The organism is Pseudomonas sp. PB106 (assembly GCF_009764645.1).
Lineage (GTDB): Bacteria > Pseudomonadota > Gammaproteobacteria > Pseudomonadales > Pseudomonadaceae > Aquipseudomonas.
The window spans coordinates 12,581-32,986 of record NZ_RWIM01000056.1 but is presented as its reverse complement, the minus strand read 5'-3'; the positions used below and the strand labels follow the sequence as shown (position 1 = coordinate 32,986).

The window sequence follows — 20,406 nt, the reverse complement described above, 5'->3', positions numbered from 1 at the left end:
CGGCAGCGCTACCGCCGCCGGCACTCGAACCGCCGCCACCAAGCAATCCGCCCAGCAAGCCACCGAGCCCGCCCAGACCGCCGCCGGCCGACGCGCTGCTTTGTTGTCCCGCCGAGGCTTGGCCTCTTAACAGTTGTTCGAGCAAATCAGTGGTGTTCATGGCGTCATCCTCAAGGCTGGCAGTGACTGCGTCTGGCAACTCTAGACCTCTGCGGCCATTGCGCCAGCACCGTTTGGCTGACACCCAAGACCTTGTACAGAACGGCCCGCGATTTTTTCCATGGGCCAGCTAAGATTCAAGGGTGGTGAACCTTATCCCGGCCAGACCGGTCGATAGCTGCAACCCCGACCCGGTTTGCCGGCGCCCTTGCCACTCAAGGGTGATAACCGGCTTGCTTCACTTTCTGGAGAACGCCCCCGTGATATCGACCGTACACATCGCCAGGCTCAAAGCATGGGGCGCCCATGGTTTTACCGCGACCGGCGTGGTCACCGCTTTCCTGGCCACCCTCGCCCTGCTGGAAAATCAGCCGACCCATTGCCTGATGTGGCTGGGCGTGGCGCTGATCGTCGACGGCCTCGACGGCGCACTGGCGCGCAAGGTCAATGTGCAATCGGTGCTGCCGAGTTTCGACGGTTCGATCCTTGATCTGGTGATCGATTACCTGACGTATGTTTTCATCCCGGCACTATTTATCTACCGTTACATCCCGCTGCCCGATTACACCCTGCTGCTGACCGTGTCGCTGATTCTGGTGTCGTCGCTGTTCTGTTTCTGCAACGTCAACATGAAGAGCAAAGACAACTATTTCGTTGGCTTCCCGGCGGCGTGGAACGTGGTGGCGCTGTGTCTGTACATCATCGGCCCGGGGCCTTGGATTACTTTCCTGACCGTGATCGGTCTGGCGCTGCTGACGGTGACGCGGATGAAGTTCCTGCACCCGTTCCGCGTGCGCCGGTTCATGCCGATCAACATTGCGGTGACGGCGATCTGGCTGCTGTGCAGCTTGTCGCTGGTGCTCAACCACCCAGTGATCAACCCGCTGGTGATGGGGCTGTGGCTGCTGATGTCGGCTTACTTTCTGGGGATCTGCATCTGGCGCACGGCGTTGGAGTGGTTTGATCGCACGCCTCTGAAATAAGGGCGGCTTGCCCAATTCCTGTAGGAGTGAGCCTGCTCGCGATGGCGGTGTGTCCGTTGACGGATAGTTTGCTGACACACCGCCATCGCGAGCCGGCTCACTCCTACAGGGGGTCTGCTGAAATTCTGGATCAGCGCTTGCTGATCACCACCTCCAAATACTCACTCGGCACCACCAGCGATCCCTCCCCCGCCCGATTCATTCGATTGAGCAAATCCGTCAGATCACTCTCCAGTGCCTGCCCGACTTCCGGCGATAGCACCGCGAATGCCTTGTGCACCGGCCCGTACCAATGCCGGAAAATATCGATGAAATGGGCGGCCGAGCGATAACGGAAATTGAACTCGCGGCGGGTCACCCGCACCAGAAATTCACGGTCATCGAAGTGTTTGTGCAGCCACGCATCCGAGCCCCAGTTCGAGGGCGGCTGAGCACCTGCCGGTGGCGGCAAGTGCTGACCAAGGGTCTTGAACATCTGCCCGACAAAACCTTCCGGGGTCCAGTTGGCCAGACCGATCCGCCCGCCGCGCCGACAGACCCGCCCCAGCTCCGCTGCCGCTTTGACCTGATCCGGCGCGAACATCACGCCGAAGGTCGACAGCACCGCGTCGTAGCTCTCATCGGCAAACGGCAAGGCTTCGGCATCGGCGACCTGAAAGATGACGTCCAGATGTTCGGCCCGCGCCCGATCCTGTCCGCGCTCCAGCAGCGCGGCGACGTAATCGGTGGACGTCACCTGACAGCCGCGTCGCGCGGCCGCCAGCGTCGCATTGCCATTGCCCGCCGCGACGTCCAGCACCTCCTCATCGCAACGCAGGTCGCAGGCTTCGGCGAGGGTTTCGCCGACGATTTGCAAGGTGGTGCCGATCACGGCGTAGTCGCCACTGGCCCAGGCGACTTTCTGGCGTTCTTTCAAGGCAGTGAGGTCAATCGGCGTACTCATGCAAGCGCTCCATTACAGGTTGGATCAGCTGTCACTCGGCGGTGGTCGGGTCGATCACCGGAATCTTGCGTTCAATCACGAACTTCCGCATGGCAACCTCGCGTTCTTGTTATGTGACAGAGTCGACAGTGACCCTGCTCGGTCACTATCGCGCCGAGGCCCGGTCGGCGTCCTTGCCAATCGTCCGGCAAGCCCGCAAAACACAGGCTTTGCCGATGAGTGGCAGGAATCTGTAAAGCCGCTTTAACACTCGCCGGATTGCCAGCGCGGGAGGAATGGTTTCTGATGCCCGCTCACGTTTTGCAACGGACTCGACCGATGTCACTGCATCTGGATTGGCTTGCCGCACACCTGCACCATAGCGACCGCTATGCCGAGTGGATCCACCAACAATTTCACTACGAATACGCTCATCAACCGTTGGCCGAGTGGCAGCGCGAATTTGCCAACGGGCAAAGCAATGGAGACTGGCCATGCCTGATCGCCATGGACGGTGAACGGCTGGTGGGAGGTGCGGCACTGGCCCGTGATGATCTGGCCCATCGGCCCGACCTCGGCCCGTGGCTGGCGTGCGTGTTCGTCAGCCCCGAGGCGCGCGGTCAAGGCCTGGCGGAACAGTTGATCGAAAGGGTTTGTCAGGAAGCCAGACGTCGCGGCTTTGCCCGTTTGTATCTGCATACCCAGAGCAAACAGGATTACTACGCCAAACGCGGCTGGCAGGTGTTGGAGCGTTTTCGCGCCTGGGACAACGAGCAATGCCTGATGGTCCGCGACCTCTGAGCCAATGTTTGTTCATTCAGGCGGCTGGCGCTTTGGCCTCGTCGAGCAATTGCCGGATCATTTGCTCCTGCGCCTCATAGCGTCCTTCGCCGAAGTGGCTGTAGCGCACTTGACCTTGGGCATCGATCAGGTAATGCGCCGGCCAGTATTGGTTATCGAAGTGGCGCCAGATCGCGTAGTCGTTGTCGATGGCTACCGGGTAGGTGATGCCGAGCTTTTTCACCTGTTCCTTGACGTTGTCGATGATGCGCTCGTAACCGTACTCGGGGGTGTGCACGCCGATCACCACCAGGCCGTCCTTCTCGTACTTCTTCGCCCACTCTTTGACGTACGGCAGCGTGTGTTGGCAGTTGATGCAGTCGTAGGTCCAGAAGTCCACCAGCACCACTTTGCCACGCAAGGACTCGGCGCTCAGTTGCGGTGAGTTGAGCCACTGCACGGCTCCCGACAGTGAAGGCATGGTGCCTTGGGCCGGGTTCATCATCGAGTCGGCGCGGACTTTGCTGACAAAGTAGTCGACCACTTTCGGCACGTTCTCCAGCACGCCCTTCTCGACGCTGGCAGCACTTTCGGAAGACGTACTGGCCAGCAGGACTTTATCCGCGCCTGTCGCGATCAACGCCACGGTGGCGAGCACCGCGACACCCGCGCTGCGGCGCAACCAACCGGTGAAAGGGATCGATGGTTTCAGCCGATTGACCAAACCGCGCCCGGCAAAAATCAATGTCCCCAGCGACAGCGCACTGCCCGCGCCATAAGCCAACAGCAACAGGCTGGTCTGGGCATTGGCGCCTTGCAGCATGGCACCGGTGAGGATCACCCCGAGAATCGGCCCGGCGCAGGGTGCCCACAGCAGGCCGGTGGCCACGCCAAGCATGATCGAACCCAAGGGTCCGGCGTGTTTGCGGGTGTCCTGATCGAGGCGATTGCCCAGCGCTACAAAAGGCCGGGTCAGCCAATCGCCGACGCGTGCCGAGACCAGCGACAGGGCAAACAGTGCCATGACAACCAGGGCGACGTAGCGGCCCGTGTTGCTGGCCTGAATCACCCACTCACTACTGACCACCGCCAGACTGGAAATCAGCGCGAAAGTTAGGGCCATGCCGCCCAGCGTCAGCAGGATGGAGGAACGTGTGCGGTTCGCGCCAGCGAACAGGAACGGCACCACCGGCAGGATGCAGGGACTGAGGACGGTCAGCAGACCGCCAAGAAATGCGATGAGGTACATAGGGGTCACCTTGATATGTGAGCTGGCACTCAACCGGCAGCGAAGGAACAGGCACCCTCGCTACCGTGTCTGGCTTACGCATGGGTTTATGAACTCTGGCTGGCCAGCCATTGCCCTTGAGGGGTGCGGCTTGCACCGTTTTCCGCGACCAGTTGGCCTTGCGGTGTACGGCTGGAACCATCGGCAGCGACCAATGCATCCCTGCCCTCCTTCGCCACCGGCGTCAGTTGGAAGCAGGTGCTGCCGGCGCAACTGCTGTGCTCGACGGCACCGTTGGCGTGGGCCGCCGCACCGGCGAAGGAAAAAGCCACAGCGGTCAGAAAGCGCGAAATGTTGTTCATGGTGGTGTCCTCAAGGCTTCAGTGGGTTTGAGCCGAGGCGATCTGTGTGTGCCTCGATGGAGCCTATTTGAGGCCCTTGAGGTATCGCGTCTGTGTCAGGAAAAGCCGAGAATCAATCGCCGTGTATCCACGCCGCCTGTAGATACACAGCGATACAAAACCGGGAAAAAATCATGTTTTTGCGTCTGCGTGTATCCACCGTCGCAGCAGATACACTGCAATACAAAGGCAGGCAGGCGTGCGGTCAACGGCGCTATAGACTGGGCCGTATTCCCCCTTTGACAGAGGTTTGAACCGATGGAACATGTCGATCACATTCTCATCGTCGACGACGACCGCGAGATACGCGAGCTGGTCGGCAATTACCTGAAGAAAAACGGTCTGCGCACCACGGTGGTCGCTGATGGCCGGCAGATGCGCAGCTTTCTCGACGCCAACACCGTTGACCTGATCGTGCTCGACATCATGATGCCCGGCGACGATGGCTTGCAGCTGTGCCGCGAATTGCGTGTGGGCAAACACAAGGCCACGCCGGTGCTGATGCTCACTGCGCGCAATGATGAAACCGACCGCATCATTGGCCTGGAAATGGGCGCCGACGATTACCTGACCAAACCTTTTGCTGCCCGTGAATTGCTGGCACGGATCAACGCGGTGCTGCGCCGCACACGCATGTTGCCGCCCAATCTGGTGGTTACCGAAGCCGGTCGATTGCTGGCCTTCGGCCGCTGGCAACTGGACACTTCGGCACGTCATCTGCTCGACAGCGACGGCACCCTGGTCGCCCTCAGCGGCGCCGAATACCGCTTGCTGCGGGTATTTCTCGATCATCCGCAGCGGGTACTCAGTCGCGATCAATTACTCAACCTGACCCAGGGCCGCGAGGCTGATCTGTTCGACCGCTCGATCGATTTGCTGGTCAGCCGTCTGCGCCAGCGCTTGCTCGACGATGCCCGCGAGCCGGCCTGCATCAAGACCGTGCGCAGCGAGGGTTATGTGTTTTCGCTGCCGGTCGAGATTCTCGGAACGTCGGCATGACCGTCAGACTGCAATGGCCGCGCACCCTCGCCTCGCGCCTTTCGCTGATTTTCCTCATCGGGCTGATCCTGGCTCAAGGCCTGTCGTTTGGTGCGCAGTATTACGAGCGTTACCAAAGCGCCAAAGGCACCATGCTGGGTAATCTCGAAACCGACGTCTCGACCTCGATGGCGATCCTCGATCGCCTGCCTGCCGAGGAACGCGCCGCCTGGCTGCCGCGCCTGGAACGGCGCAATTACGGCTACCTGCTCAATGAGGGCCAGCCGGGCATGGCGGTCACTTCAGTCGATGCGTCCGTCGCCATCGCCTCAATCACCTCGGCCATCGGCAACGCCTATCCGGTGGTCTTTACCGAGATTCCCGGCGGGCCGACAAAGCACTTTCAGGGCCATCTGCGCCTGAGCGACGGCAGCCCGGTGACCATTGATATACGCCCGGCGATGGTGCCACTGTCGCCATGGCTGCCAGTGGTGCTGCTCGGACAATTGGCGCTGTTGATTGCCTGCACCTGGCTGGCCGTGCGCATCGCCCTGCGTCCGCTGAGCCGTCTCGCCAGCGCCGTGGAAACCCTCGATCCCAACGCCCATCCGATCCATCTCGACGAGCAAGGCCCGCGCGAAGTGGCCTATGCGGCGCGAGCGTTCAATGCGATGCAGGCGCGCATCGCCGCGTATCTGAAGGAACGCATGCAGTTGCTGGCGGCGATTTCCCACGACCTGCAAACGCCGATCACGCGGATGAAACTGCGCGCAGAATTCATGGATGAATCAGCCGAGAAGGACAAACTGTGCAATGACCTCGGCGAGATTGAGCATCTGGTGCGTGAAGGCGTGGCTTATGCGCGCAGCGTCCACGGCGCCACTGAGGAAAGCCGACGCATCGATCTGGATGCATTTCTCGACAGTCTGGTATTTGACTATCAGGACATGAACAAGAACGTGCTGCTCAGCGGTAAAAGCCGCGTCGTGATCAATACCCGTCCGCAGGCCTTGCGTCGAGTGCTGGTGAATCTGACCGACAACGCCTTGAAATTCGCGGGTGCCGCGCACCTGGAGATAGAACCTCAGGACGCCAGCCTGTCGGTGAAAGTCATGGATCGCGGCCCGGGCATCGCCGACGATGAACTGGCCCGCGTCATCGAACCGTTTTACCGCGTGGAAAACTCGCGTAACCGCAACACCGGCGGCACCGGTCTGGGCCTGGCGATCGCCCAGCAACTGGCCCTCGCCCTTGGCGGCTCGCTGACCCTGAGCAACCGCGAGGGTGGCGGGTTGTGTGCTGAACTCAAATTGCCCCTCAACTCTTGAATCCACTACAGATGCCCTTGTGGGAGCGAGCTTGCTCGCGAAAGCGCTGTGTCATTCAAAGTGATGGTGGCTATCGGACGCCTTCGCGAGCAAGCTCGCTCCCACAGGGAAGGTGCAACAACGTACGCCTTGTCAGAGTCGGGCTAAACTCACTCATTACCCAGTCGAGGGGGACGCAGGACTCCTGCTGTGCCCTGCCCATATCCGTGACCACCGCCCGGTGGCGCCTGCCTCGACCCTCAACGCCGCCGGACGGTGATCCTGTTTCAGGAGCACACGTGATGGATGAGGCCCGACTTAACGAATTCATGGGCAAACTGGTCAACGACATGGGCGGCGCGGCGATGCTGGCCAATGTCATCGTCGGCGAGGAACTCGGACTCTACCGAGCCATGGCCGACAGCCAACCGATCAGCCCCGAAGCCCTCGCCGCAAAAACCACCTGCAACCCCCGACTGGTGCGCGAATGGCTCAGCGCCCACGCGGCGTCCGGCTACATGGAGCATCGCGACGGCCAGTTCCGTCTGCCCGAGGAACAAGCCCTGGCGCTGGCCGTCGAGGATTCACCGGTTTACGTCGCTGGCGGTCTCGGCGTGGTGGCGTCGTTTTTCCACGACAAGGACAAACTGGTCAAAGCCATGCGCGGCAACGGCGCCCTGCCCTGGGGCGATCATCACCCATGCATGTTCACCGGCACCGAACGGTTTTTCCGCCCCGGTTACAAAGGTCACCTGATCGCCGAATGGCTGCCGGCGCTGGACGGCGTCGTCGCCAAACTCGAAGCCGGGGCCAAGGTCGCCGACGTCGGCTGCGGCCATGGCGCATCAACGGTGATCATGGCCCAGGCGTTTGCGAAATCGCGCTTCGTCGGCTTCGATTACCACGCGCCGTCGATCACGGTAGCGACGCAACGTGCCGAAGAAGGTGGCGTGAGCAATCGGGCGACGTTCTTTCAGGGCACGGCGAAAAACTACCCCGGCAATGACTACGACCTGATCTGCTATTTCGACTGCCTGCACGACATGGGCGATCCGGTCGGCGCCGCGCGGCATGCCTACGAATCGCTGAAGGATGACGGCACAGTGTTGCTGGTCGAACCGTTCGCCAACGACACGCTGGACGACAACATCAACCCGGTCGGACGGTTGTTTTACGCAGCGTCGACGTTTATCTGCACACCGAACTCCCTGTCCCAGGAAGTCGGCCTCGGCTTGGGCGCGCAGGCCGGTGAATTGCGTCTGCGCAAAGTATTCATCGAGGCCGGTTTCAAACACTTTCGCCGCGCCACGCAAACGCCGTTCAACCTGATTCTGGAGGCGCGCAAGTAACCTGAGCGGGCCGCGTGCTAACCTGCTGGCACCGTCCCTTCCGGAGCGCTGACCATGCTCGACAGCCCGACCCGCGCACACCTCGACACCCTGCAACAGGCGATGGCCAATGGCGATTTTCTGGTGCTCACCGGCGCTGGCATCAGCACGCCCTCGGGCATTCCGGATTATCGCGACAGCGACGGTGTGCGCCGGGGTCGGCAGCCGATGATGTATCAGGAATTTCTCGCGGCTCCGGAGTCGCGCCGTCGTTACTGGGCGCGGGCCATGCTCGGCTGGCCACGAGTGCGGCAGGCGCAACCGAATGCGGCGCACGCGGCGTTGGCCAGTTTGCAGAGTCATGGACTGATCAGCGATTTGATCACGCAGAACGTCGACACCTTGCACGATCAGGCCGGCAGTCATGACGTGATTGAACTGCACGGCAGTCTGCATCGGGTGCTGTGCCTGGATTGCGGTCAGCGCAGCGAGCGCGATGCGATCCAGCGCCTGATGGAATCGCAAAATCCCTACCTGGCTGGCGTTGACGCGGTGCAGGCGCCGGATGGCGATACCCTGCTCGACCCGGCCTTCGAGGCACGGTTTCAGGTGCCTCACTGCCCGCATTGCGCAGGCGAGCGGATGAAACCCGACGTGGTGTTTTTCGGGGAGAACGTTGCGCAACCGACTGCCGCCCGAGCCATGGCCGCCGCCGAGAATGCCGCCGGCATGCTGGTTGTCGGGTCATCGCTGATGGCATATTCGGCGTTTCGTTTGTGCCGGGTGATGGTTGATCGCGGCAAGCCGTTGATCGCCATCAATCTGGGCAAGACCCGGGCGGATGATTTGCTCAGTCTGAAAATCGAAGCGTCCTGCGAACAACTGCTGCCTCTGCTGACCCAACGTCTCACCTGCTGAACACACAAATCTCCTGTAGGAGTGAGCCGGCTCGCGATGGCGGCCGCGCATGCAACATAGATGTTGAATGTGCGGGCCTCATCGCCAGCAGGGCTGGCTCCCACAGGGTCAGTGTTCGGCCTTGAGGATATCGAACAACGCCTGCGCCGCTGCCGACAGCTCATTGCCCGGCTCGGTCAATACGCCAATCGCCCGCTCCACTGAATCGCTCAAGGTCAGGCAATGCGCGCCGAGCTCCTGCATTTGCTCGGCGCACAACGCTGGCACGGCGCTGACACCGAGGCCACTGGCGACCATTTTCCCCACCGTCGCCAGTTGATGACTTTCAAACTCCACCGGCAATTTCATCCCGCGCGCCTGCAAATGTTCCTCCAGCATGACCCGCACCGTGGACGGTCGCTGCAAGGTGATGAATGGCTCAGACAACAGCGTCTGCCAGTCGATCTCGCTGTGCACCGCCAGTGGCGAATCCTTGGGCACCACCGCGACGAAGCGATCGATGTACAACGGAGTGAATGTCATTGAGGTGTTTTGCATCGGTTCGAACGCCACGCCCAGCTCCACTTGACGATCGCGGACCATCTCCAGCACTTGCTCGTTGATCACGTCGTTGACCGTGACGCTGACGTTCGGATAGCGCGCGCGAAAGGATTTGAGGATCGGCGGCAGCAGATTGCCGGCAAACGACGGCATCGCCGCCAGCGTCACCCGCCCGCGCTGCAGGCTGAAGCGCTGGCGCATTTCGTCTTCAGCGTTGTCCCAGTCGGCGATCAACCGTCGCGCCAACGGCAACAGCGATTCACCTTCCGGGGTCAGCGCGACGTTGCGCGTGTTGCGGCTGAACAGACGCCCGCCCAGACCCTCCTCCAACGCCTTGATGGTCAGGCTCAACGCCGATTGCGACAGGTGCAGACGCTCGCCGGCCACGGCGAAACTGAGGCTGTGAGCCACGGCGAGGAAGGCGCGGATCTGTTTGATGGTCATACTGAAACCTCAGGACTCTCGGTACATGATCGTTCCCACGCTCCTGCGTGGGAATGCAGCTTGTGACGCTCTGCGTCACTGGACGCGGAGCGTCCTTAGAGGCATTCCCACGCGGAGCGTGGGAACGATCAAAGACATAACGCGACTATTGAGCTTTATCAATCAATCAACCTTAAAAATCAACTTAACAAATATATCCACCAGCGAGACACTCCAACCATTCGGCTAGCCAGCCGCCCGCAAATAATAAAAGAGGTGCATATGGCAGGTTTCGACAAGCGCGTGAGTTCCTACGAGGAAGCCCTGGCCGGGCTTGAGGACGGCATGACCGTCATCGCCGGCGGCTTCGGTCTGTGCGGCATTCCTGAAAACCTGATCGCCGAGATCAAGCGCAAAGGCACCCGCGACCTCACCGTGGTCTCCAACAACTGCGGCGTCGACGGTTTCGGCCTCGGCGTGCTGCTCACCGATCGCCAGATCAGCAAAGTCATCGCCTCCTACGTTGGCGAAAACAAGCTGTTCGAAGAGCAACTGCTCAAGGGCGACATCGAAGTCATCCTGACCCCGCAAGGCACCCTCGCCGAGAAGATGCGCGCAGGCGGCGCTGGCATCCCGGCTTTCTTCACCGCCACCGGCGTCGGCACGCCGGTTGCCGAAGGCAAGGAAGTGCGTGAATTCAAGGGTCGCAAGTACCTGATGGAAGAATCCATCACCGGCGACTTCGCCATCGTCAAAGGCTGGAAAGCCGACCATTTCGGCAACGTCATCTACCGTCACACCGCGCAGAACTTCAACCCGCTGGCCGCTACCGCCGGCAAGATCACCGTGGTTGAAGTCGAAGAAATCGTCGAGCCCGGCGAACTCGACCCCTCGCAGATCCATACCCCGGGCATCTACGTCGATCGGGTCATTTGCGGCACGTTCGAAAAACGCATCGAACAGCGCACCATCCGCAAATAATCCAGGCTGACGGAGAATAAAAACATGGCACTTTCCCGCGAACAAATGGCTCAGCGCGTCGCCCGCGAAATGCAGGACGGCTTCTACGTGAACCTCGGTATCGGCATTCCGACCCTGGTCGCCAACTACATCCCCGAAGGCATGGAAGTCATGCTGCAATCGGAAAACGGCCTGCTCGGCATGGGCCCGTTTCCGACTGAGGAAACCATCGACGCCGACATGATCAACGCCGGCAAACAAACGGTGACCGCGCGCATCGGCGCGTCGATCTTCAATTCCGCCGAATCCTTCGCGATGATCCGTGGTGGTCACGTCGATCTGACCGTACTCGGCGCGTTCGAAGTCGACGTCGAGGGCAACATCGCTTCGTGGATGATCCCCGGCAAACTGGTCAAGGGCATGGGCGGCGCAATGGACCTGGTAGCCGGCGCTGACAACATCATCGTGATCATGACCCACGCCTCCAAGGACGGTGAGTCGAAATTGCTCAGCAAGTGCAGCCTGCCGTTGACTGGCGCCGGTTGCATCAAGCGTGTGCTGACCGACCTCGCCTATCTGGAAATCGAAAATGGCGCTTTTGTCCTCAAGGAACGCGCACCTGGCGTCAGCGTTGAGGAAATCGTCGCCAAAACCGCTGGTAAACTGATCGTCCCGGATCACGTACCGGAAATGCAGTTCGCTGCCCAGTGAGGAATTCGAAAATGCAAGACGTCGTAATTGTTGCCGCCACGCGTACCGCGATCGGCAGTTTCCAGGGCTCCCTGGCCAGCGTGTCCGCCGTCGATCTGGGCGCGGCGGTGATCCGCCAGTTGCTCGAGCAGACCGGGCTGGACGGTGCTCAAGTCGATGAAGTGATCATGGGCCAAGTGCTGACCGCCGGCGCCGGCCAGAACCCGGCGCGCCAGTCCGCAATCAAGGCTGGCCTGCCTCACGCCGTGCCGGCGCTGACGCTGAACAAGGTCTGCGGCTCGGGTCTCAAGGCTTTGCACCTGGGTGCACAGGCGATCCGTTGCGGCGATGCCGACGTGATCATCGCCGGCGGCCAGGAAAACATGAGCCTGTCCAACTACGTGATGCCGAGCGCACGCACCGGTCTGCGCATGGGCCATGCGCAAATCGTCGACACCATGATCAGCGATGGCCTGTGGGATGCATTCAACGATTACCACATGGGCATCACTGCCGAGAATCTGGTCGACAAGTACGCGATCAGCCGCGAACAGCAGGACGCCTTCGCTGCCGCGTCTCAGCAGAAAGCCGCCGCTGCCATTGAGGCCGGTCGCTTTGTCGATGAAATCACTCCGATCCTGATCCCGCAGCGCAAAGGCGATCCGGTCGCGTTCAAGGTTGATGAGCAACCACGCGGCGACACCAGCGCTGAATCGCTGGCGAAACTGCGTCCGGCCTTCAAAAAGGACGGCAGCGTCACCGCCGGCAACGCTTCGTCGCTGAACGACGGCGCTGCCGCTGTGATTCTGATGAGCGCGGAAAAAGCCAAAGCACTGGGCCTGCCGGTGCTGGCGAAAATCGCTGCTTACGCCAACGCGGGTGTTGATCCAGCGATCATGGGCATCGGCCCGGTGTCGGCCACCCGTCGTTGCCTCGACAAGGCTGGCTGGAACATCGACCAACTCGACCTGATCGAAGCCAACGAAGCTTTCGCCGCGCAATCGCTGGCGGTGGCCAAGGATCTTCAATGGGATCTGAACAAGGTCAACGTCAACGGCGGCGCCATCGCACTGGGCCACCCGATCGGTGCATCGGGCTGCCGCGTGCTGGTGACGCTGCTGCATGAAATGATCAAACGCGACGCGAAAAAGGGTCTGGCGACTCTTTGCATCGGCGGCGGTCAAGGTGTCGCGCTGGCGCTGGAACGCGGTTAAGCAAGAGGTTCAACGGCAGGCGGCGGATCCACGACATCCGCTGATTGCTGGCAACAAAAAACCCGGTGCGACTTGCGTTGCACCGGGTGTTTTTTTGTCTGGATTTTGTGTTGCTTTCAATGGACCTATCGCTGGCAAGCCAGCTCCCACAGTGATTCAGGGTGGTTACAAATATTTTGTACACCCACTAACCCTGTGGGAGCTGGCTTGCCAGCGATGAGGCCAGCCCAGTCAGCAAAAAATTTTCAGCCAGCCAATTGCAGAATCAGCCACGCATTCGCCCCGCTGATCACCCCAAACAATCCCCAAGCCAACACCCGCGTCGGCAAACGATTCACAAACGGCCCCATCAGCTTGTGGTCGTTGGTCATGCGAATCAGCGGGTACAGCGCAAACGGCAGTTGCAGACTCAACACCACCTGACTCATCACCAGCAACTTGCCCACCGCGTTGTCGCCCATCAGCCACACGCCGATGAACGCCGGAATCAGCGCCAGCCCGCGCGTGATCAAGCGCCGCTGCCAGCAAGGGATCCGCAGGTTCAAATAGCCCTCCATGATCACCTGCCCGGCGATGGTGCCGGTGAACGTCGAGCTCTGCCCGGACGCCAGCAACGCCACGCCGAACAGCACACTGGCGAGTGCGCCGCCGACCAGCGGATCGAGCAAGTGATAGGCGTCCTGAATGTCGACCACGTCGGTGTGCCCGGACTGATGGAACGCCGCCGCCGCGAGAATCAGAATCGCCGCGTTGACCAGCAGCGCCAACGCCAGCGAGCCGATGGTGTCGATGCGCGCCAGTTTCACCGCGTCCTGCTTGCTCGCCAGATCCTTGCCGATCATCCGCGTTTGCACGATTGAAGTGTGCAGATAGAGGTTATGCGGCATCACCGTCGCGCCGAGAATGCCGATGGCCAAGTACAACGGCGCGGCATCGCTGATCGCCGACAACGAGGGTTTGAAGCCGCTGAACACGTCCGGCCAATACGGTTTGATCAGCACCAGTTCAACGAAGAAACACACGCCGATGGTCGCCACCAACACCAGCATGATCGCTTCGAGACGGCGGAAGCCGCGATTCTGCAGGGCCAGCACCAGCAAGGTGTCGAACGCGGTCAGGGCAATACCAAAGGTCAGCGAACAACCGAGCAACAAGTGAAACGCCAGCGCACAACCGAGCACTTCAGCGAGGTCGGTGGCGATGATCGAAATTTCCGCCAGCACCCACTGCAGACGCGCGGTCGGTGTGCTGTAACGCTCGCGGGACAATTGCGCCAGGTCGCGCCCCGTCGCGATGCCCAGCCGCGAACACAGGCACTGCACGACCATGCCCGCCAGACTCGCCAGCAACACCACAAACAACAGGCTGTAGCCAAAACGCGAACCGGCCTCGATGGCAGTCGCCCAGTTGCCCGGGTCCATGTAGCCGATCGACACCAGCAATCCGGGACCGGCGAAACGCAGCACGCGTTTGAAGAATGAGGCACTCGGATCCACCGCGACACTGCCGGCCACTTCCGGCGGGCAAAACGGCGCGGTGGCGATTTTGGGCAAACTGAATTTCACGCACACATCCAGAAACAAGTCGGAAAGACGCAGCTTAGACGTTTCAGCCGGAGCCTTGAAGCGCAAAAGAATCTATCGACTCACACCTAACAACTGCTCACGCAACTCGGGACTGCGCGTGCGCGGATCCAGCCAGATGTCGAAGAACGCCCGGGCAAAGTGCGGATCATCAATTTCATGCTGCAACTGCTGACCGACAAAAAACCGTGCGCCCTGCCCCGGCAGATATACCCCGGTAATGCGCGTGCCGGCCTGCACATCGACGAACGATTGCTGCATCTGAATCTGCCAACCGGCCAGTTGCGCGGGGCTGACCGTGGCGCCGCCCAAGCGCTTGATTTCATTGACGCTGGCCTTGACCAGATCCTCGCGGGAGATGCTGCGGCGGTAGATCAACTCCAACGCAAACGGCTGACCGTCCGCCAGCGGTCGGGCGGCGCTCCACAACCGCGCGTTGTACACATCGAATCCGAATACGCTGAAATCGCCGGTGCCGATGATCTGCGCACCGGGCACCGCGTCCTGCCAATTGGCCCAGGTCGGCGTCAGCAACAGCGCCCACAGGCCGATTCCGCAGCATCCGCGCAACACCTTCGGTGTTCTGTTCATGGCGGTATCGACTCCGGCTAGCCCTGATAGTCAGAGCATAGTCGGCTATCGCGATCAGCACTTTGTATACAAAATCCGCACACATTTGCAGCAATCGACGATCAGCGATGCTAACGTGGCCGTCACCACTCGACGGAGACCTGTGCGTGCTGATCCTCAAATTGCTGTTGATTCCCGGTTTTCTGCTGCTGATTTCCCTCGCGGGCAAGCGTTGGGGACCGAGCGTGGCCGGGTGGCTGTCGGGGTTGCCGGTGGTGGTCGGGCCGATTCTGTTTTTCCTCGCCATCGAACAGGGGCCAGCGTTTGCCGCTCAGTCAGCGGTGGCGGCGTTATCGGCGATGTTCGCGATGATTGCCTTCTGCATCACCTATGCGCAGGTCGCCCAGCGAGCAAACTGGCCGTGGGCGTTGGCGATTTCCATGGCGGTGTGGGCAGTCCTGGCGCTGATACTGTCGTTGATTCCGCCGTCATTGCCGTTTTCAGTCGCAGCAGCAGCGATTGCTTTGCTGTCTTCGCCTTACCTGTTTCCTAAGGTGCAGCCAGTGCTCAACGGCCCGGCGCCGAAGTCGGACAAACTGATCTGGCGGATGATCGCCGGGGCCGCGCTGACGCTGGTGGTCACGATGCTGGCCAGCACCGTCGGCGAGCGCTGGAGCGGTCTGCTCGCGGTGTTCCCGGTGCTCGGCAGCGTGATGGCGGTGTTTTCCCAGCAAACCCGAGGCGCGGCATTTACCGCCGTGCTGTTACGGGCGACTGCGACGGGGATGTATTCGTTTTCGGCGTTCTGTCTGGTGTCGGCATTGACGCTGCCGACCATGGGACTCAGCGGATTTGCCGTGGGCGTCGCCGTTTCGGTGGCCATGCTCGGCGTGACCCGCCAGTTGCTGGCCCGTCCGGTGGCGAAACAGCCGCAAGCACAGTAACCCCTGACGAACCGCGCTGGAGTGACGGCGCGCTGCGTGGGATGATCGCCCGCCTAGCGCGTCCACCCTTTTGGAGATTCGAATGTCATTGTTGAGCAAGAAAGCCGTCATCGTGTTGCTGGCGGCCGTCGCCGGTCTCGGCGCCATCAACGCTCAGGCTGCCAAAGCCAAGGAAAAAGCCACGACCGAGCAAGTCTCCCTGCTCGGCGGCAAGTTCACGTTCACTCTGCCTAAAGGCTTCGTGGCCAATCCGTTAACGGCCAGCCCGGGCGGCGCGACCGGCACGATGTACACCAACGAAACCACCAAGACCGTGGTCATTGCCGCCGAAAACCAGATTCCTCAAGGTCAGAACGTCAAGGACAACGACGGCGAATTTCTCGACGGCAGCGTCTCGAGCTTTATCGAAGACCAACGCAAAGCCTTGCCGGATTTCAACAAGCTCACGGAGAAAAGCCTGACCCAGAAAGGCACCGGCCTCGGTCTGCGTCAGGTCGACAGCACCGCCACCCAGGGCGGTGGCCAGACCCTCAACACCACGTTGATGGCCGGCTCCGGTACGAAAATGGCGCTGGTTCAGGTGATCTCCCGCGCCAGCGACAAGAAAGGTCACGATGCCCTGGTGAAAACCATCCTCAAGGATTGAGCTGCTGCAACCAGCCATTCAAATCCCGCAGTTCGGCCGCGCTGATGCTGTGGCCGACGCCGGGATAGGCATGGAATTGCGGCTTGTAACCGAGTTTCTGTAGTTGCGCATTGGCGTCCGTGCCATTGCGGTACGGCACTGGATCATCGGCGGTGCCGTGGCCAATGAAGATATTCAGCGGCAGTGGTTGTTGCTCGGCTTTGAGCTCTTTCTTCAAGACCGGCAATAAACGCCCGCTCAACGCCGCAAACCCACCGACGGCGGCTGGCGCTCGCAGGCCCACCTCGTAACTCATCATCGCCCCCTGGCTGAAGCCGATCAGGTACACCTTGTCCGGGCTGGCGTGATATTTCTTAGCGGCTTGGGCGATAAAGTCGCGCAGCTTCTGGCTGCTGACCTGCAGATCATCGGTCTCGCCGTTGTAGGCACCTTCGCCCTTTTTGCGAAACCACTGATAACGTCCTTCACCCAAGGCCATCGGCGCCTGCACCGAAAGGTAGTTGTACTGCGCTGGCAGCTGAAATTTCATACCGATCAGATCGGCTTCGTTGCTGCCGTAGCCGTGCAGGAAAATCACCAGCGGACGCGGCTCGGCGTCGGGGTGAACCTGTTCGATGTACTTGAGCGGCAGATCCGCTTGCAACGAGGTTTGCGCGTGGACGGCGGTGGACGCCAAGAGGGTCAGCAGGGCAAAGACCTTCAACATAGAGCCTTCCTTTTCAGGGTGTCGGGTTCGGGGTGAGCCTAACATCCCTCGGCAAGGATCCAAATGTAAGGGTGTTGCTGATGCCGCCATCGCTGGCAAGCCAGCTCCCACAGTGATTGATGGTGATCACCGATATTGTGTACACCCATCCACCTTGTGGGAGCTGGCTTGCCAGCGATGAGGCCAGATGATTCGGCGAAGATCTATCAGTCGTTCGTCAGTTTCCCAGTACGAAACGGCACCCGCCCCGCCACTTTCGCCTGCCAGATCCCAGGCTCCGTGTAACGGCCACGGTCGATGGCAAACAACACCCCGCTGGTCCCGGCGCAGACAGTGGTCACGCGATCCTTCAGCGGATCCACCACCTCGAACAACGCGTCGCCCTTCTCCACCCACTCCCCCGCATTGCGCAGGAAACTCACCACGCCGTGGTGCGGCGCGAACAAGTACTCGGTGCCTTCAAACGGCAAGCCTTCGCAGCACTCGTCGGGCGCCGCCGGCCATTCACCGCTGATGAAGCCATTCTCGGCGAGGAAGCCAAGAATGGCTTCGCAATTGGCCCGGGCCTGATCAACGCGGGTGTCGCCCATGCTGCCCAGTTCCAGCGTGGTCGCCAGGTTGGCCGCAGGAATCGCGGCATCAGGAAATGCTTTGGCCAGACGCAGCCACGGCGTCGAGCAGGATTCGTCGAACGAACTGCCGCCGGAATCTTCGCAGAGCAAGGCCACGCCAGCCTTCAGGCGCGCCGCCAACGACTGCCACTGCGGCCAGTGTTGCGGCAACGCATAAAGGTGAATCGAAGCGTCGAAATCGCAATGCAGGTCGAGGGTAATGTCGGCATCACAGGCATGGCGCAGCAACAGGCGATGCAGTGCTTCCAGTTGCGAAGCCGGCGCTGGCAACGCATCGAACACCTGGCCCATGGCTTGACGAATCATTGCAACGTTAGTCTCGGCATCAGCACCCAGTTGCGCGCCGATCAACGCCGCGACCGGCGCACTCAATTCTACAAACGCACGGTTGAAATTCTTGCCGCTGCCCAGCTCAAAGCGGCCCATGTGCGCACCTTGAACGTGCTGATCGAGACCAATCGGATTGGCCACCGGCACCAGTTCGATCACGCCTTGCAAACGGCCTTGCGCTTCGAGTTCGTTGAGACGCTGCTTGAGTTCCCACGCGGTGCGCATGCCCGGCAGTTCATCGGCGTGCAGGCTGGCCTGGATGTACACCTTGCGTGGGCCGGCGCCGTAACGGAACACGCTGAGTGAGCGCTCGCTGCCCAAGTGGCTCCAGGGCAGAATGTGGTCGATGCGTTGCATGGGAAAACTCCGATGTTTCTGTAGGAGCTGCCGAAGGCTGCGATCTTTTGATCTTGTTTTTGAGTATCAAGATCAAAAGATCGCAGCCTGCGGCAGCTCCTACATGGGAATGTGTGAAGCAGGATAAATCATGAGCGCAAAAAAAGTGGCCACCGCGTAACGGGGCCACTTTTTTCTACGGCGTATTAATGGCCGTACACGTCAAAGTCGAAGTACTTGTCCTGGACTTTCTTGTACTCACCATTGGCGCGGATTTCGGTGATGGCTTTGTTGAATTGCTCGGCCAGTGCGGTATCGCCCTTGCGCACGGCAATCCCGGCGCCACCGCCGAAGTACTTGGCGTCTTCGTAGGTCGGACCGACGAATTCGAAACCTTTACCGGCGTCGGTTTTCAGGAAGCCGTCGCTGAGGTTGACCGAGTCGGCCAGCATCGCGTCGATACGGCCGGAGACCATGTCGAGGTTGGCTTCCTGCTGCGAGCCGTAACGTACCAGGTCGATCCCGGCTGGCACCAGCACTTCGGTGGCGTAACGGTCATGGGTACTGGCACGCAGCACGCCGACTTTCTTGCCTTTAAGCTCGGTCAACGGGTCTTTGACGCCGGAGCCTTCCTTCATCACGAAGCGCGCCGGGGTGTGGTAGTACTTGATGGTGAAATCGACGTTCTTCTTGCGGTCGTCAGTGATGGTCATCGACGACAGGATCGCGTCGATTTTCTTGACTTTCAGCGCTGGGATCAGGCCATCGAACTCTTGCTCGACCCACGTACATTTAACCTTCATCTGCGCGCACAGCGCATCGCCGATATCCACGTCGAAACCGGTGAGTTTGCCGTCAGGGGTTTTCATCGAGAATGGCGGGTAACCGGCTTCGATACCGATGCGGATCGGTTTGGCGTCTTCGGCCACAGCGGTCAGGGACAACATCGACAGTGCCAGGGCACCAAACATCACTAGCTTCTTCATTTATAACTCCTGTGTGCGGAGGCTTTTATTGGCAGCTTTCGATTCAGCGTTCGGTCATGGCCAATTGGCTACAAACACCGAAGTGGCCGGCAGTCTATGGCGGCGCGCACAGGGTAAATTGTGTTTAAGCGACAAATACTTATGAAAGATCGGCGCAGCCGTTGACCGAGATCAACAGCTGCGCCGTGGTGGTGCGGAGGCTGTAGGACAAGTCCTTTTTCAGAGCAGAAAATTCACCAATCCCCGTGTAGGAGCTGCCGCAGGCTGCGATCTTTTGATCTGGTTTTTTAAGATCAAAATCAAAAGATTGCAGCCTTCGGCAGCTCCTACATTGGGTTATTTAGCAGGCGCAGTTGATGGGGGTGTTGGCGGGTTGCGCCACGCTTAATTCAAAGCCCTCATCCAGCCAACCGGTGACACCGCCAATCATTTCCTTGACCGGGTAACCCAGCGCCGCCAGCTTCACCGCTGCCTTGTTCGCACCGTTGCAATGCGGGCCGGCGCAATAGACCACGAACAGGGTGCCCACCGGGTAACTCGCCAGACTTTCGAGCGTCAGCAACCGCGTCGGAATGTTGATCGCGCCCGGCACATGCCCGCGTTCGTAAGCCAGCGGCCCGCGCACATCAATCAAGACAAAGTCGATTTCGCCGGCTTCATGGCTGCTGTAGACGTCGGAACAATCGGTTTCGAATGTCAGACGGTTGCTGAAGTGCATGAGGGCGATGGCCGAAGGGGCTGCGGGAATGTTGCGAACCAGGCTAGGCATGCGGTGTTGCTCCTGTGTCTCGTTGGGGATGAACAGACTTTATCGAGACCGCGCAAATCGCTACAGTGGCGCA

General features: G+C 60.5%; 21 protein-coding genes and 1 pseudogene. 11 read left to right on the top strand and 11 right to left on the bottom strand.

From position 1 onward, the window contains the following. A pseudogene (locus tag EJA71_RS27520) lies at window positions 1-160 on the bottom strand (DUF533 domain-containing protein); the annotation flags it as partial. A 259-nt stretch (window positions 161-419) separates the two neighbouring features. Between EJA71_RS27520 and pcsA the strand changes: the two are divergent. Continuing rightward, window positions 420-1,142 (top strand): phosphatidylcholine synthase, encoded by a 723-nt coding sequence (gene pcsA / locus EJA71_RS07695; protein ID WP_158955648.1) that lies wholly within the window; start codon window positions 420-422, stop codon window positions 1,140-1,142. 130 nt (window positions 1,143-1,272) lie between these two features. On the opposite strand, the gene EJA71_RS07690 is transcribed toward pcsA, so the two are convergent. After that, a complete protein-coding gene (locus EJA71_RS07690; RefSeq protein WP_158955646.1) occupies window positions 1,273-2,085 on the bottom strand; it encodes a class I SAM-dependent methyltransferase in 813 nt (270 codons plus the stop codon). 318 nt (window positions 2,086-2,403) lie between these two features. On the opposite strand from EJA71_RS07690, the gene EJA71_RS07685 reads away from it, so the two are divergent. Beyond that, window positions 2,404-2,865 carry a GNAT family N-acetyltransferase gene (locus tag EJA71_RS07685; protein WP_158955644.1) on the top strand — a complete coding sequence of 154 codons (462 nt, stop codon included), beginning with the start codon at window positions 2,404-2,406 and terminating at the stop codon, window positions 2,863-2,865. A gap of 16 nt (window positions 2,866-2,881) precedes the next feature. On the opposite strand, the gene EJA71_RS07680 is transcribed toward EJA71_RS07685, so the two are convergent. After that, window positions 2,882-4,093: a cytochrome c biogenesis protein DipZ gene (locus EJA71_RS07680; protein ID WP_158955642.1), complete on the bottom strand. Its 1,212-nt coding sequence runs from the start codon at window positions 4,091-4,093 to the stop codon at window positions 2,882-2,884. Between the two features lie 86 nt (window positions 4,094-4,179). Next, complete coding sequence (locus EJA71_RS07675; protein WP_158955640.1) at window positions 4,180-4,434, bottom strand: hypothetical protein; 255 nt, start codon at window positions 4,432-4,434, stop codon at window positions 4,180-4,182. A 297-nt stretch (window positions 4,435-4,731) separates the two neighbouring features. On the opposite strand from EJA71_RS07675, the gene EJA71_RS07670 reads away from it, so the two are divergent. The 4 genes from EJA71_RS07670 (at window position 4,732) to EJA71_RS07655 (ending at window position 9,004) form a co-directional block, all read left to right on the top strand. Then, complete coding sequence (locus tag EJA71_RS07670; protein WP_158955638.1) at window positions 4,732-5,472, top strand: response regulator; 741 nt, start codon at window positions 4,732-4,734, stop codon at window positions 5,470-5,472. Continuing rightward, entirely contained in the window at window positions 5,469-6,779 is a 1,311-nt protein-coding gene (locus EJA71_RS07665; protein ID WP_158955636.1) for an ATP-binding protein, read from the top strand. Before EJA71_RS07670 ends, EJA71_RS07665 begins: the two co-directional genes overlap by 4 nt. Before the next feature lie 281 nt (window positions 6,780-7,060). After that, window positions 7,061-8,107 (top strand): class I SAM-dependent methyltransferase, encoded by a 1,047-nt coding sequence (locus EJA71_RS07660; RefSeq protein ID WP_158955634.1) that lies wholly within the window; start codon window positions 7,061-7,063, stop codon window positions 8,105-8,107. Between the two features lie 54 nt (window positions 8,108-8,161). Continuing rightward, entirely contained in the window at window positions 8,162-9,004 is an 843-nt protein-coding gene (locus tag EJA71_RS07655) for an NAD-dependent protein deacetylase (protein ID WP_158955632.1), read from the top strand. 108 nt (window positions 9,005-9,112) lie between these two features. On the opposite strand, the gene EJA71_RS07650 is transcribed toward EJA71_RS07655, so the two are convergent. Beyond that, window positions 9,113-9,988, bottom strand: a complete 876-nt coding sequence (locus EJA71_RS07650; protein ID WP_158955630.1) for a LysR family transcriptional regulator — start codon at window positions 9,986-9,988, stop codon at window positions 9,113-9,115. Window positions 9,989-10,249: 261 nt separating this feature from the next. On the opposite strand from EJA71_RS07650, the gene EJA71_RS07645 reads away from it, so the two are divergent. From EJA71_RS07645 to EJA71_RS07635, 3 genes are read left to right on the top strand one after another with little or no spacing between them, the layout of a single operon-like run. Next, complete coding sequence (locus tag EJA71_RS07645) at window positions 10,250-10,948, top strand: CoA transferase subunit A (RefSeq protein WP_016983257.1); 699 nt, start codon at window positions 10,250-10,252, stop codon at window positions 10,946-10,948. 24 nt (window positions 10,949-10,972) lie between these two features. Then, complete coding sequence (locus tag EJA71_RS07640) at window positions 10,973-11,638, top strand: CoA transferase subunit B (protein WP_122594424.1); 666 nt, start codon at window positions 10,973-10,975, stop codon at window positions 11,636-11,638. Window positions 11,639-11,649: 11 nt separating this feature from the next. Further along, a complete protein-coding gene (locus EJA71_RS07635; protein WP_158955627.1) occupies window positions 11,650-12,831 on the top strand; it encodes an acetyl-CoA C-acetyltransferase in 1,182 nt (393 codons plus the stop codon). Between the two features lie 245 nt (window positions 12,832-13,076). Here EJA71_RS07635 and EJA71_RS07630 read toward each other — a convergent pair whose 3' ends face one another. Together EJA71_RS07630 and EJA71_RS07625 are read right to left on the bottom strand one after the other, a co-directional pair. Then, the gene (locus tag EJA71_RS07630; RefSeq protein ID WP_158955624.1) at window positions 13,077-14,396 is read right to left on the bottom strand and encodes an Nramp family divalent metal transporter; all 1,320 of its coding nucleotides are present in this window, start codon (window positions 14,394-14,396) and stop codon (window positions 13,077-13,079) included. A 72-nt stretch (window positions 14,397-14,468) separates the two neighbouring features. After that, the gene (locus EJA71_RS07625) at window positions 14,469-15,005 is read right to left on the bottom strand and encodes a chalcone isomerase family protein (RefSeq protein ID WP_158955622.1); all 537 of its coding nucleotides are present in this window, start codon (window positions 15,003-15,005) and stop codon (window positions 14,469-14,471) included. 146 nt (window positions 15,006-15,151) lie between these two features. Here EJA71_RS07625 and EJA71_RS07620 point away from each other — a divergent pair, with 146 nt between their 5' ends. Then, window positions 15,152-15,928, top strand: coding sequence for a hypothetical protein (locus tag EJA71_RS07620; RefSeq protein ID WP_158955620.1), 777 nt, complete (start codon window positions 15,152-15,154; stop codon window positions 15,926-15,928). 82 nt (window positions 15,929-16,010) lie between these two features. Continuing rightward, a complete protein-coding gene (locus EJA71_RS07615; protein ID WP_158955618.1) occupies window positions 16,011-16,574 on the top strand; it encodes a hypothetical protein in 564 nt (187 codons plus the stop codon). Here the strand turns inward: EJA71_RS07615 and EJA71_RS07610 are convergent. The 4 genes from EJA71_RS07610 to EJA71_RS07595 form a co-directional block, all read right to left on the bottom strand. Continuing rightward, window positions 16,564-17,280 (bottom strand): alpha/beta hydrolase, encoded by a 717-nt coding sequence (locus EJA71_RS07610; protein ID WP_158955616.1) that lies wholly within the window; start codon window positions 17,278-17,280, stop codon window positions 16,564-16,566. The two genes, EJA71_RS07615 and EJA71_RS07610, sit on opposite strands and share 11 nt — an antisense overlap. Window positions 17,281-17,486: 206 nt before the next feature. Continuing rightward, window positions 17,487-18,599: a succinylglutamate desuccinylase/aspartoacylase family protein gene (locus EJA71_RS07605; RefSeq protein WP_158955614.1), complete on the bottom strand. Its 1,113-nt coding sequence runs from the start codon at window positions 18,597-18,599 to the stop codon at window positions 17,487-17,489. Between the two features lie 185 nt (window positions 18,600-18,784). Continuing rightward, window positions 18,785-19,564: an ABC transporter substrate-binding protein gene (locus tag EJA71_RS07600; protein ID WP_016775210.1), complete on the bottom strand. Its 780-nt coding sequence runs from the start codon at window positions 19,562-19,564 to the stop codon at window positions 18,785-18,787. Between the two features lie 340 nt (window positions 19,565-19,904). Then, window positions 19,905-20,333, bottom strand: a complete 429-nt coding sequence (locus EJA71_RS07595; RefSeq protein WP_158955612.1) for a rhodanese-like domain-containing protein — start codon at window positions 20,331-20,333, stop codon at window positions 19,905-19,907. Window positions 20,334-20,406: the final 73 nt, after the last annotated feature.